The 13509-nt window shown below is 33.6% G+C and carries 9 protein-coding genes; 6 read left to right on the top strand and 3 right to left on the bottom strand.

What is annotated here, in order from left to right; all coding sequences use genetic code 11:
• The first annotated feature begins 53 nt into the window (after positions 1–53).
• Complete coding sequence (locus tag ACNRYB_RS02710) at positions 54–2549, top strand: DUF5686 family protein (protein WP_473729152.1); 2496 nt, start codon at positions 54–56, stop codon at positions 2547–2549.
• A 236-nt stretch (positions 2550–2785) separates the two neighbouring features.
• Here the strand turns inward: ACNRYB_RS02710 and ACNRYB_RS02715 are convergent, their stop codons facing one another.
• The 3 genes from ACNRYB_RS02715 to ACNRYB_RS02725 all read right to left on the bottom strand — a co-directional run bounded on the left by ACNRYB_RS02715 (position 2786) and on the right by ACNRYB_RS02725 (position 6613).
• Positions 2786–5056, bottom strand: coding sequence for a cation:proton antiporter (locus ACNRYB_RS02715; RefSeq protein WP_473729153.1), 2271 nt, complete (start codon positions 5054–5056; stop codon positions 2786–2788).
• Positions 5057–5169: 113 nt separating this feature from the next.
• Positions 5170–5889, bottom strand: coding sequence for a LytR/AlgR family response regulator transcription factor (locus ACNRYB_RS02720; RefSeq protein WP_473729154.1), 720 nt, complete (start codon positions 5887–5889; stop codon positions 5170–5172).
• Entirely contained in the window at positions 5852–6613 is a 762-nt protein-coding gene (locus ACNRYB_RS02725) for a sensor histidine kinase (protein WP_129746558.1), read from the bottom strand. Before ACNRYB_RS02725 ends, ACNRYB_RS02720 begins: the two co-directional genes overlap by 38 nt.
• A 287-nt stretch (positions 6614–6900) precedes the next feature.
• Between ACNRYB_RS02725 and ACNRYB_RS02730 the strand changes: the two genes are divergently transcribed.
• The 5 genes from ACNRYB_RS02730 (at position 6901) to rpoN (ending at position 13477) form a co-directional block, all read left to right on the top strand.
• On the top strand, positions 6901–9267 hold the full coding sequence (locus tag ACNRYB_RS02730) for an efflux RND transporter permease subunit (RefSeq protein WP_343704830.1): 2367 nt from the start codon (positions 6901–6903) through the stop codon (positions 9265–9267).
• 23 nt (positions 9268–9290) lie between these two features.
• On the top strand, positions 9291–9587 hold the full coding sequence (locus ACNRYB_RS02735) for a hypothetical protein (RefSeq protein ID WP_473729155.1): 297 nt from the start codon (positions 9291–9293) through the stop codon (positions 9585–9587).
• A 222-nt stretch (positions 9588–9809) separates the two neighbouring features.
• A complete protein-coding gene (gene asnS, locus ACNRYB_RS02740; protein WP_473729156.1) occupies positions 9810–11255 on the top strand; it encodes an asparagine--tRNA ligase in 1446 nt (481 codons plus the stop codon).
• A gap of 189 nt (positions 11256–11444) precedes the next feature.
• Positions 11445–11840: a GxxExxY protein gene (locus tag ACNRYB_RS02745; protein WP_473729157.1), complete on the top strand. Its 396-nt coding sequence runs from the start codon at positions 11445–11447 to the stop codon at positions 11838–11840.
• Between the two features lie 176 nt (positions 11841–12016).
• Entirely contained in the window at positions 12017–13477 is a 1461-nt protein-coding gene (rpoN, locus tag ACNRYB_RS02750) for an RNA polymerase factor sigma-54 (protein WP_274251581.1), read from the top strand.
• The last annotated feature ends 32 nt before the right edge of the window (positions 13478–13509 follow it).

Genomic DNA, 13509 nt, shown 5'->3' on the forward strand with positions numbered 1-13509 from the left:
TTTTTGCATACGAAAATTAATTTCTTTTCGTTTTTGAAACTATATCATTCTGTATGAAGCTATTTTGTTTTTTGACTTTGTTTTTTACGCTTACTTTTCAGGCGCAAATTCAAATAAACGGAATCGTGACCGATTCAAACAACAAACCTCTTCCATTTGCCACCATTACCACCTCAGAAAACAATAACACAATTACAGATGTTGACGGAAAATTTATTTTTAAAATTAGTTCCTCTGCGACATCACTTACAGTTTCTTATATAGGTTTTCAGTCGAAAACTATTGCTTTAATCAACAGCAAAACCTTTTATTCGATTTCACTTTTACAGCAGACCGATGATTTAAAAGAAGTTATCATTTCTAATGAAAATCCTGCACTTAATATTATAAAAAAAGTTATTGCCAACAAAGCAGTAAACGATCCGCAAAAGAAACTTAATAATTTCGAATACAAAACCTATAACAAACTTATTGTAACCGCCAATCCGGATTCGATTGACGGCCGTATTGACACAACAGCCGCTTATAAAGATTTAAACAAAAGAATCATAAACATTGATTCTTCTGATTATAAGTTTAAAGAAATTGTAAGCAAACAGCATTTATTTCAAACTGAAAAAGTTTCTCAATATCAGTTTGGAAATAACAAACTAAAAGAAACGGTTCTAGGCACAAAAATCGCTGGCTTTAAACAGCCGATTTATGAAGTTCTGGCCTTCAACCTCCAATCTATTTCGATTTACGATCCTAAATACGAATTATTTGAAACCAAGTACGAAAATCCGATTTCTAAAAATGCTCCTTCAAGTTATAATTATAAATTATTAGACACCGTTAGCATAAGAGGCCGTGACACATACATGATTTATTTTAAAAACAAATCAAAACACAGAGCTTCTGGACTGGAAGGGGTTTTGTATATTGATAAAGAAAATTACGCTATCGCGAAAGCAGTAATGCGAATTAAAGGCGTTTTGGACATTAGCGGCATTCATGAATTTGAATATATTCCGAAAGAAAAAATCTGGTTTCAGAGCAACACTACTTTTAAAATCGTAAAAGGAAAAAATGACGACGATATTCGTATTCTTGGCGGTACGATTCAATTTGACGGAGATGTTGAAGAGAATTTAGAACGAAGAAAAAAAGTAGCCTCAGATTTCACCTATCTGCTTTCTGAAAGCAATAGTTTTGATATTCGAGTAAATACAGACACTCCAATAAAAAACCCTTCGCTTTATATCGAAATTAAAGACGATGCGGCCAAAAAACCTGAAAGTTTCTGGGAAGCATACCGCAAAGAAAATCTCGATTTAAAAAGCCAAAAAACCTATTTATTGCTCGATAGCCTTTCTGTTCGAAATAGAATTGAAAAACGTTTAGGAATTGGCCGAAAAATCATTAATGGTTTTTATCCGATTGGCCCTGTCGATTTGGACTTGAAAAAAATCATCAGTTATAATAATTATGAAGGTTTTCGTCTTGGTGTAGGCGGCATTACGAATGACCGTTTGTCTAAATACTTCCGTGTTGAAGGCTACGGCGCTTACGGAACAAAAGATGGTGTTTTTAAATATAGCGTCGGTGGTGGCGTTTTATTAGACAAACACACCAACACTTGGTTTAACGGTTATTATACTGACGATGTGCGAGAAATTGCAAGTACTGTTTTTTCTGTTGACAAACGTGTTTTTAAAATTTACGATCCGCGTCCGATAAATATTAGCACTTTTTATGAATATATAGGATGGCGTGCTAATGTTCAAACCAAATTTATTCCGAAAACCGAGGCCGTTCTAGAACTTTCAAGAAATTATATTGAACCAAAATTTGATTATCTTTTTAATCTAAATGGAAAACTGTACTCTAGCTATGTCATGACCACAGCAATGCTTTCTATTGTTTGGGCGCCATTTAGCAATTATATGCAGACACCGACTGGAAGAAATGAAAGCGATAAAAGATTTCCGAGGTTTACTTTTCAGTACACACAATCTCTGCCAAGTGTGTTTGAAAATGATTTTACTTTTAGCAAAATAGATTTTAAGGCCGAATACGAAAAACAATACTTAAACCGTCAGAAAACAAGTTTGCTTTTGCAGGGAGGATTGGCAATGGGAGATGTTCCGATTACGCATTTGTACAATACGGCGCCAAACAACTTAACTAAAGAAACTGTCGTTCAGCGTATCACATTTGCAGGTAGAAATGCTTTTGAAACGATGTTTTTTAATGAGTTTTTCTCTAGTCAATATTTGATGTTTCAAATTAAACATGGTTTTGACCGTCTTACGCTTTTCAAAAAAGTAAGACCATCACTGGTCTTGGTTACGAGAATGGCTTGGGGAAGCATGGAAAACCCAGAACAGCATGTCGGGCCAGCATATAAAACTCTTGATAAAGGGTATTATGAATCGGGAATAGAATTGAACAAAATTTTTAAAGGTTTTGGTTTAGGCGGATTCTATAGATATGGACCAAATCAGTTAATGAGATTTGAGGATAATATTGCAGTTAAGATCTCTTATGTTCTTGATCTGGGACTTTAATTTTAAAATTCATTTTTTTTCGCCACGAATTCACAAATTTACCCACTAAAACTTTACAAAAATTTTATCGATGAATTTCACAAATTTCCGCTAGTAATCTGCGTAAATTTGTGCGATTTCGACAAGTACAGCGTAAAGAAATTCATTAAAATTCGTGAATTCATGGCTAAAAAATCCCAAACCCCAATAAGTAAAATTGGAATTTGGAATTTTAAATTTTTGGAATTTCAAAAAGTTTATGGTTTAAGAATCAAAACTGATGGAGAATTATTTAGCCAAATACTTTGAGATTCTATTAGTTTTTTCCAACTTTCTAGACTGATAATCATCAAATCTTGGCTTTCTAAAAACTCTTTCTTCAATGTTCTGTCATTCATAACCATGATGTGATTTGGGGCAATCTGCTCAATAGAACGAATGGTTTCTTGAATTTCTCTTGTATTTCTCACTTCTCCACCAGCATCTAAAACTGTAATCTGAGAACCGTTGTTATTGATTAGTTTTTTAGCATAATCAATTAAAAAAGCATCTTCTTTATTAAAAACTGGTATAAAAACTTGATTGACTTCTTCTAAATTTTTGTCTATAAAAATTCCTACTGGCATTTTAGACTTCGCGATGATATGGCGTGTTCTTTCATCAAAAGGAGAATTCTCAAACAATCCTTCTTTTCCTGTAAACTTATCAATCAAACGATCTGGATTTACAATTCTGGTAGTAAAGCCTAATATTTTCCCTAGTAAAGTTCCGTCAAAAATAGACTGTCCTAAACCAACCAGAAGCAAATCATATTCTCCTTGATTTGCCGTGTCAATAATATCCGAATCAATATCATTAGAAACTTTAAACAAACTCACCACATTCTGATTCAAACGTTGTGATTCTTCAATTACGGGAACGAGCATTTTACGTTCATGTTCTTTAATATCAAAAGAGTGCACTTCAGTGCTTAACGACAAATGCATTGCGGTTACAATAGAATTATCTCCTTGTTTTTTAACTAAACTGTTTGCGATTTGAAGTAATTTTTTTCCTCTTTCTGGAGTGGCAAACGAAAGCAGAATTTTATACTTGCTTTTGGTTCCAATTTCTTCTGGAACGGCTGTGGCTTTATCTTTAAAAATAAATCCAATAAAATCTAATGCTGGGCCTGTCATAAAAGTAGTTACCAAAGCCATAATGACCATCATCGTAAAAATCTCTGTTGATAATACTCCCAAATCATAACCAATATTCAAGACCACCAATTCCATTAAACCTCTAGTGTTCATTAAGGCACCTATGGACAAACTGTCTTTCCAGTTTTGCCCCATGAATTTTGCTGCTAATGCACTTCCAAAGAATTTACCAACTACGGCAACCAAAATGATTAACCCCGTAATTTTCCATAATTCAGGATCATTCAATAATCCGATTTGGGTACGCAAACCTGTAAACACAAAGAACAATGGCAATAGCACAATAATTGAAACGTCTTCGACTTTTTCAATAAATATATTTCTGAACTTATTGTTTTCTGGCATAATTGCTCCAGCCAAAAATGCTCCAAACAAAGCGTGAATTCCGATTAATTCTGATGCGTAAGCAGAAATTAAAAGCGTAATAAAGAAAATGGCAACAACAGGTTTATTCAAACTTTCGCGTGTTGCGTTCAAATCTCCTACTCTTTTTAAGAATGGGCGAACGATTTTAAGCATGATAATGACATACAAAATCGCCATTCCAATTACATATAACGAACTTAAAAGCGAACCTGCTTTTACAATCGCAATAACAACTGCCAAAATACACCATGCCGTGATATCGTCTGCAGCGGCGCAAGTTATGGCAATAGTACCAAGTTTGGTTTTCTGCATGCCTCGTTCTTGAACAATTCTCGCCAAAACGGGAAAAGCCGTAATACTCATGGCAATACCCATAAACAATCCGAAAGAAGAAAATTCTACTCCCATCGGAGCATAGATTTCGTAAATAAAATAAGCCAATGACAATCCTAAAGCAAACGGAATAACAATACTAGCGTGACTGATAACAACTGCATCGTGTGCTTTATTTTTTAGGACTTTTAAATCCAGCTCCATTCCGATAACAAACATGAAAAGGATTAAACCGATTTGGCTTAAAAACTGTAAATTGCCTAAAGATTCTTTTGGAAATAAAGCTGCTGAAAATTCCGGAAAATACATTCCAACCAAAGATGGGCCTAACACAATTCCAGCGATCATTTCGCCGATAACAGACGGCTGTCCTATTTTTCTAAAAAACCATCCAAATAAACGTGCGACTAAAATAATGGTAACAATCTGTGCCAATAAAATGGCCAAAGGATGCTGCAAGTTTTCGACCATAGAATGAAGAAAGTCTTTCCAATGGTTACTTTCAACGCTTTTCTTTATAATATTTCGCCCCACTTCTAATGCGGCGCCTTTTGAAATTACCCAATATATTAGCGCTGTAAAACCGCCAATAATTGTTACGTAGAATAAAGAGTTCTTAATGTTATTCATAACTCGTTCTTTAAATTTATTGCAGCAAATATCAGAACTGAGTTTTAAGTGAAAAAGCAAATTTCCAGCTAATTTTCAATGTATGTAACAAGTCGGAAAAACTTTGTAATAAGTTATAATTTTACCTTTTTCAGAAAATCAGAACGATAGGTTTCGCTTAAGATTAAAGCTGTATTTTTATTATTTTCTTCTAAATGATGGAGTACAATTTCGTTATGATTAAAAAATTTTATAGCCTTTACCGCTACAATTTCTTTTTTATTAATTCTACAAAAATCGGCATCTGGCAATTCGTTCAAAAGTGTATCGAATTTTACATTTTTTAAATTTAGAAAACTTCCATCTGCAAGCAGAACCGTTTTGTCGCGGCTATCGCTCGCTGCCGTTTTTATATATTGGATTTTATTAAAATACAACAGCGTTTTTCCTTTGTCTGTATTAAGCTGAATGAATTTTTTATCTGAATTTGATTTTTCAAAACGTTCAAAAGCTTTTGCGATTGCTTTTTGCAAACGCTCCAACTTTACAGGTTTTGTAATATAATCTACCGCATCAATATTAAACGCTTCTGCTGCATATTCTTTGTAAGCTGTACAGAAAATCATCAATTTGTCCTGCAATTTTTCAGCCAGATGCAATCCGTCAATTCCAGGCATTTCAATATCCGAAATCAGCAGATCAAAATCTAAATCAGGAATATCAGATAAAAGCTTTTCAGGATTATTAAATGTTTTCACGATTTCCAATTCTGGAATCTGTTCGCAAAGCATTTTAAGATACGTTAATCCTGGAATTTCATCGTCCAGAAGCAAGCATTTCAGTTTTGTATTCAAGTAAATCAATTTTTAGATGAGCAATATAAACATCGTTTTCTATAAACTTATCGAGTTTAAAATTATTTTTATAAATGATGCGAAGACGGTGCTCAAGCGTTGCGTGTCCAAAACCGCTTCGTTCTTTTTTCAATACTTTTTTATCGGAGATTTTATTGGAAACCGTCATAAAAAAAGCATTATTTTTAAACTCAAAAACTACCGAAATAAAAGCATCTGCACTTTGAAGATCGGCATGTTTAAAAGCATTTTCAATTAAATCAATCGAAATTAAAGGCGCCAGCAAAGGCTGATCATACAATTTATCTTCCTGATTAATATTGGTTTTGACTTTAAGTTCAAAAAGCGGACTAATTTTAATTTTATTGATTTCGATTAAATTCATCGCAAAATCAATTTCTTCTTTGGCCGTTACAAACTTCTTTTTGCTTTCGTACAAAATATAATCCAAAACATTGGCCAGTTTATCCAAAGCAAAATAAGTCTGATACGCATGCGACTGAATCGAATTTAGAATATTCTTAAACAAATGCGGATTCAGTTTTGATTCCAAATTCTCCAATTGCAAATCGTTGACTTTTGACTCTAAGGCATAAAAACTTTTTTCTGCATCTTCTTTCGCCTTTTTGGTTTGCATTAATTGATAAACCATGAAACAAATAATGACAATTAAAAGCAACAGAATTGCCAAAAAGATAAAAGTTGTTGTATTGTTTTCTTGCATTTGCGTCGTTTTATATTTAAGTCAAATTCACGAATAAAATTACTGAATCTGATTCAATCTGTTGAATCTGTGTGAGGCTTTTTCGTTTAGAAAACTATCTAATCTAAGTTTTCTTAAAATTGAAATTGTTTGCAAATATGGGAAAACCTTACGGTTTAAAGATAAAACAAGACAAATTATGACAAAAACAGCACTATCAAATTTGTGTTAACGTTAAGTAAAATAGATTCGAATATTTATGATTTCGAGCACTTTTCACTACATTTGCATCCATTTTTAAAGATTTTATGAAAAACACTGTCCAAGTTGGATTTTGGGAAAAACTGGCCCGAATCATACTTAAAAACCGAATTACGATTCTGGTTATACTTTCTGCTTTAACTCTTTTCTTTGGTTATCAGTGGAAGAATCTTTCTATGACTTATACCGAAGCCAACTTGCTTCCGAAAGATCATATTGCAAATAAAGATTATCAAAAATTCTTAGACAAATTTGGTGAAGAAGGAAACTTAATTGTTATTGGTTTTAAAGACCCTAAGTTCTTTACACCAAAAAATTATGCGGCCTGGACCGAATTAATGAACGGTTTGAAAAAAGCCAAAGAAGTTGATTTGGTAATTTCTTTGAATGATTTAAAGAAACTTGAAAAAGATACTGTAAATCAAAAATTTGTTTTAGCACCGTTTATTGACGAAAGCAAAGCGCTTGATGCGAATTACTTAAAAAGCGTTCAGTATGATTTGTTTCACAATCTGCCTTTTTACGAAGGTTTGCTTTTTAACAAAGAAAGCGGAAGTGTTCGTTCTGCAATTTACATGAACAAAGCGCTGGTAAATACGGCTGAAAGAAAGACTTTTATCTTAAATGATTTAGTTCCGAAAATCGATAAATTCGAAAAAACAACTGGAATTGACCTTAAAGTTTCGGGAATGCCATACATCCGTACGATCAATGCGGATAACATGAAAGGCGAAATCGGACTTTTCATTGGAGCGTCTTTATTGACGGTTTCTTTGATTTTCTTTTTCTTCTTCCGTTCGTTCAGAGCTACTTTTATTTCGATCTGCATCTTAATTGTCGGCGTAACTTGGTCGTTTGGAACGCTTGGATTATTTGGTTATAAAATCACGATTTTAACAGCTATTATTCCGCCGCTAATTATCGTTATCGGAATTACCAACTGTATTTTCCTGATTAATAAATACCAGCAGGAAATTAAACTGCACAACAATCAGGCAAAAGCTTTACAGCGTGTGATTTCAAAAATTGGATCTTCGACTTTGATGACCAATTTAACAGCTGCAATTGGTTTTGCAACTTTGATGATTACAGGAAACGAATTACTTTTTGAATTCGGATTGGTAACTTCTATCAACGTGCTTTCTGTTTATACTCTGACACTTTTTATCGTGCCGATTATTTACAGTTTTATGCCGTTGCCAAAAGCAAAACATTTATACCATTTAGACAAAACATATATTTCGACACTTTTAAATACGGTTACCGCTATAGTTAAAGGCAAGAAAACAATTGTTTATTGCATTTACGCTGTTCTGTTTCTTGTGAGTTTGAATGGAGTTAGACAAATGAAAGTTTCAGGAAGTTTAATTGGCGAAATGCCAAAAAGCGCTTCTTTCTTTAAAGATATTTTATTTTACGAAAAAGAATTCAATGGTGTAATGCCACTTGAAATCATGATTGACACCAAAAAGAAAAAAGGTGTTATGAAGCCTTCTACGATTCGTAAAATGGATGAATTGCAGAATACTATTTCTGAAATTCCAGAATTGGCAAAACCTGTTTCTGTTGTAAACTTGGTTAAATATGCAAAACAGGCTTTCTACAACGGAAACCCTGAATATTACCAATTGCCAACTTCTCAAGAACAGACTTTTATTTTGGGTTATGCTAAAAATGCAACCAAAAACAGCAAAGAAAACTTAATGAAAGCGTATGTGGATTCAACTGGACAATATGCCAGAATTACGACTTTCATGAAAGATATAGGGACAGATGAAATGGCAAAAGTGGAAGGAAAATTGCGCAAAAAAATTGATGAGATTTTTCCGAAAGACCGTTATGAAGTTACGATCACAGGAAAAGCTTTAGTTTTCCAAAAAGGAACAACGTATTTGGCGCACAACTTAATCGAGTCATTATTGTTTGCGATTTTGACAATTGCGATTTTGATGCTGTATCTATTCCGTTCGTTCAAAATGGTAGCAGCTTCTTTGATTACGAATATTTTACCGCTTTGCATTACTTCGGGATTAATGGGTTATTTCGGAATTCCGTTAAAGCCATCAACGATTTTAGTATTCAGTATCGCTTTCGGAATCTCGGTGGATAATGCCATTCAGTTTATGGCGAAATACAAACATGATCTGATGCAAAACAAAGGAAAAGTAAAGAAATCTGTTTTCAGTGCCTTGAGAGAAACTGGAGTAAGTACGTTCTACACTTCTGTAGTTTTGATTTTAGGTTTTGCGACTTTTACATTATCAAGCTTCAGCGGTACAATTGCTTTAGGAGGATTAATTTCTTGTACTTTGGTTTTTGCAATGTTTGCTAATTTAGTTGTATTGCCTTCATTGGTTTTAACTTTTGAGAAAAAGAAAACAAGGAAAGAGGAATTGGAGAGTTTGGAGAAATAATTTTCAGACACGAATTTCACTAATTGGCACGAATCAAAATACTAAAAAGAAGAATTGCGACAATTGCATTGCTCTTTTTATATAGCAGTAATTGTTTAGCTGAAGGGCAATATGGATTAGCACGATTTGTAATGTTTATCCACATTATATTTCTTTGTTTATCTATTATTGTTTTTACAATGATTGGAGGAGTTGTAATAAAATTCATTTTACAAAAATCCAATCTTTTAGTAAAAAACCAAACCCGTAAAGCTTTTTGTATTTCGTTATTAATAGCAATTTTAGTTGCGTTACTCTTTGGAGATGATTTTATATTTTAATTATAGAATCATACATAATCTCTGAAATAATACAAAACAAGACAAATTGGTTCTCATGAAACCAAATGCCCTAGCCCCGATCGAAGCGGCATCCTTTCTATTTTTTCTTTAAAAATAGAAAGATATAGCGAAGAGCGGGAAACAGCTTCAAAAATTAATTATTATCGATTATATTTGCAGTTGTTCAAAACGAATATTATTTAATATCAATTATATATAAAAATGAAACACACAAAAGTTAGAGACTTATTAAACAGTACGACGACGTTACAGGAAGTGAATGCAAAAGGTTGGGTGAGAACTTTTAGAAATAATCAGTTCATCGCTTTAAATGACGGTTCTACAATTAATAATATTCAATGTGTTGTTGATTTTGAAAATACACCAGAAGAGACATTAAAAAGAATCACAACTGGAGCAGCGGTTTCTGTAATTGGAACTTTAGTTGAAAGTAAAGGTGCGGGTCAGAAATATGAAATTCAGGTTTCTAAATTGGAAATTCTTGGAGATTCTGATGCTGAGAAATTCCCAATGCAGCCTAAAAAGCACTCTCTAGAATTTTTACGTGAAAACGCTCACTTGCGTGTACGTACAAATGCTTTTGGTGCGATTATGCGTGTGCGTTCAGTATTATCTTATGCAGTTCACAAATATTTCCAAGATAAAGGTTTCGTTTATGTAAACACACCAATTATTACTGGAGCTGATGCTGAAGGTGCTGGAGAAATGTTTCAAGTTACTTCTTTGCCATTGGATAATCTTCCTAAAAACGAAGAAGGAAACATCGATTTCAAAAAAGATTTCTTTGGAAAACATACGAACTTAACCGTTTCTGGACAATTAGAAGGAGAAACTTTTGCAATGGCTTTGGGTCAGATTTATACTTTTGGACCAACGTTTAGAGCAGAAAACTCAAACACTTCTCGTCACTTGGCAGAATTCTGGATGATTGAGCCAGAAGTTGCTTTCAACGATCTTGACGACAACATGGATTTGGCTGAAGATTTTATTCAGTACGTAATTAAATATGCTTTGGATAATTGTGGAGACGATTTGAAATTCTTAGAAGGAAGACTTCTTGAAGAAGAAAAATCAAAACCACAGGCTGAAAGAAGCGAAATGGCGCTGTTAGAGAAATTGAACTTCGTTTTAGAAAACAACTTCAAACGTGTTTCTTACACTGAAGCAATTGATATTTTAAGAGATTCAACTCCAAATAAAAAGAAGAAATTCCAATATTTAATCAACGAATGGGGAGCTGATTTACAATCAGAACACGAACGTTATTTAGTAGAAAAACACTTTAAATGCCCAGTAATTTTATACGATTACCCAGCAAACATTAAAGCGTTTTACATGCGTTTGAACGACAACACAGAACCAGGAAGAGAAACAGTTCGCGCAATGGATATCCTTTTCCCTGGAATTGGAGAAATCGTTGGTGGTTCTGAAAGAGAAGAGCGTTACGATGTTCTAGTTGAGAAAATGGAAAAACTTGGAATTGATAAAGAAGAATTATACTGGTATTTAGACACTAGAAGATTTGGATCAGCAACTCACGCAGGTTTCGGTTTAGGATTTGAGCGTTTGGTATTGTTTGTAACAGGAATGACAAACATTAGAGACGTTATTCCTTTCCCAAGAACTCCTGGAAGTGCTGAGTTCTAAGAAATAAAGTTTTTGCCACGAAGACACAAAGACGCTAAGTTTATTTTTAAACTAACTGAGTTAAGGCTCAAAAAAACTAAAATAATACCACGAAGACACAAATTCACAAGTATTATTTTAATTTTTTAGATTTAAAAACTTAAAAAAACTTTGTGCCTTAGCGTCTTCGTGGCAAAATCATAAAAAAATATGCTCTCTGAAAGAACGGAAGAAATTGGAAAAATAATTGTAAATTCTGCTTTTAAAGTTCATAAGCAACTTGGCCCAGGATTATTAGAAAGAGTTTATGAAGTTTGTTTAGCGCATGAAATCACTAAAGCTGGTCTAGATGTAAAACGTCAAGTTGATATCCCGATTGTTTATGACGGAATCGAATTTAGTGAAGGATTAAGATTAGATCTACTAGTTGAAAATTCTATAATTATAGAAATAAAAGCAGTTGAACAAATAAATCCAGTTTGGGAAGCACAAATTATTAGTCAGTTAAAATTACTGGATAAAGATTTAGGCTTTTTAATCAATTTCAATGTTCCGTTAATAAAGAGTGGCATCAGAAGATTTATAAATACAAAAAGAGTATTTTAAAATTTTCCATAAAATATAGGCAAACAAAAAATTTGCGCCTTAATTTCAGATATTTAAACAAAAAATTTGTGTCTTAGCACCTTTGTGGCAAGAAACAAAAAAACAAATAAAAACTTTGCGCCTTTGCGCCTTAGTGGCAGAAAAGCGCCTTAGTGGCAAAAAATAGCGCCTTAACTATGCTAAAGCAATTTTTAAATTTAAAATTATCCCAAAAATTATCTCCACAGCAAATTCAGCTGATGAAGTTAATTCAATTGCCTACGCAAGCTTTTGAACAGCGTTTATTAGAAGAAATGAACGAAAATCCGGCTTTGGAAGCTGGAAAAGAAGACGATTACGAAGCTGATGAATACGCTAATGAAGACTACGACGATTATGATGATGCAGAATCAGACAGAATCGAAGCAGACGATATTAACATTGACGAATACTTAAGCGACGACGATACGCCTGATTACAAAACTCAGGTAAACAATTACAGTGACGACGAAGAGCGCGAAACGCCTTTTGCGGCTCCGATAAGTTTTCATCAGGATTTAATCAATCAGCTGAATACTTTTATTTTGAACGATGAAGAGCGTGAAATCGCTGAATTCCTTGTTGGAAGTATTGATGATATGGGGTACATCCGCAGAAGCATTCCAGATATTGTAGACGACATGGCTTTTACTCAGGGAATTTACACTGATGAAGCAATGGTCGAAAAAATGTTGACGGTAATTCATGAACTTGAACCTTCGGGAGTTGGCGCGCGTGATTTACAGGAATGTTTATTGCTTCAGTTAAAACATAAAACTCCAACTGAATATGTTGATTTAGCGATTGACATTATCGAAAATCAGTTTGATGCTTTTACAAAGAAACATTACGATAAATTGTTACAGAAATACAGCGTTTCAAACGAACAGCTTAAAAAAGCAATTCACGAAATTGAAAGATTAAACCCAAAACCGGGTGGTTCTTTTGCTGGCAACAATAAAGTAACAGAAAATATAGTTCCAGATTTTGCCATCAGAATTGTAGACGGCGAATTGGAATTGACTTTAAACGGAAGAAATGCTCCTTCTCTGCACGTTTCTAAAGATTATCAGGAAATGATGCAAACGTATAAGGAGTCTAAAGATAAATCGACAGCACAGAAAGATGCCGTTCAGTTTATCAAACAAAAATTGGATTCTGCCAAATGGTTTATAGATGCTATTAGACAGCGTCAAGAAACGCTTTTTGTGACTATGAATGCGATTATGCATTATCAGGAAGAATATTTCTTAGACGGCGACGAAACTAAACTAAAACCAATGATCTTAAAAGACATTGCAGATATGGTTGGTTTGGATATTTCGACAATTTCGCGTGTTGCAAATAGCAAATATGTAGAAACACCATACGGAACCAAACTGATTAAAGAGTTTTTCTCTGAAGCCATGAAAAATGATCAAGGAGAAGACGTTTCGACTTTAGAAATCAAAAAAATTCTTCAGAATACAATTGAGGAAGAAGATAAGAGAAAACCGCTTCCAGACGATCAACTGGCAGAAATCTTAAAAGAAAAAGGATATCCGATTGCGAGAAGAACTATTGCAAAATACCGTGAGCAACTTGATATTCCGGTAGCAAGAATGAGAAAGAAAATCTAAGATTTTTAAACCATATAAGAGATATAAGTTCA

It is taken from the genome of Flavobacterium sp. CR10, from assembly GCF_055814415.1.

Bases quoted from the DNA above. Each gene is read 5' to 3' on its own strand.
- ACNRYB_RS02745 (WP_473729157.1), top strand. From the start codon at position 11,445: ATGCTCTCTGAAAGAACGGAAGAAATTGGAAAAATAATTGTAAATTCT.
- ACNRYB_RS02725 (WP_129746558.1), bottom strand. From the start codon at position 6,613: ATGCAAGAAAACAATACAACAACTTTTATCTTTTTGGCAATTCTGTTG.
- rpoN (WP_274251581.1), top strand. From the start codon at position 12,017: ATGCTAAAGCAATTTTTAAATTTAAAATTATCCCAAAAATTATCTCCA.
- ACNRYB_RS02710 (WP_473729152.1), top strand. From the start codon at position 54: ATGAAGCTATTTTGTTTTTTGACTTTGTTTTTTACGCTTACTTTTCAG.
- ACNRYB_RS02715 (WP_473729153.1), bottom strand. From the start codon at position 5,056: ATGAATAACATTAAGAACTCTTTATTCTACGTAACAATTATTGGCGGT.
- asnS (WP_473729156.1), top strand. From the start codon at position 9,810: ATGAAACACACAAAAGTTAGAGACTTATTAAACAGTACGACGACGTTA.
- ACNRYB_RS02730 (WP_343704830.1), top strand. From the start codon at position 6,901: ATGAAAAACACTGTCCAAGTTGGATTTTGGGAAAAACTGGCCCGAATC.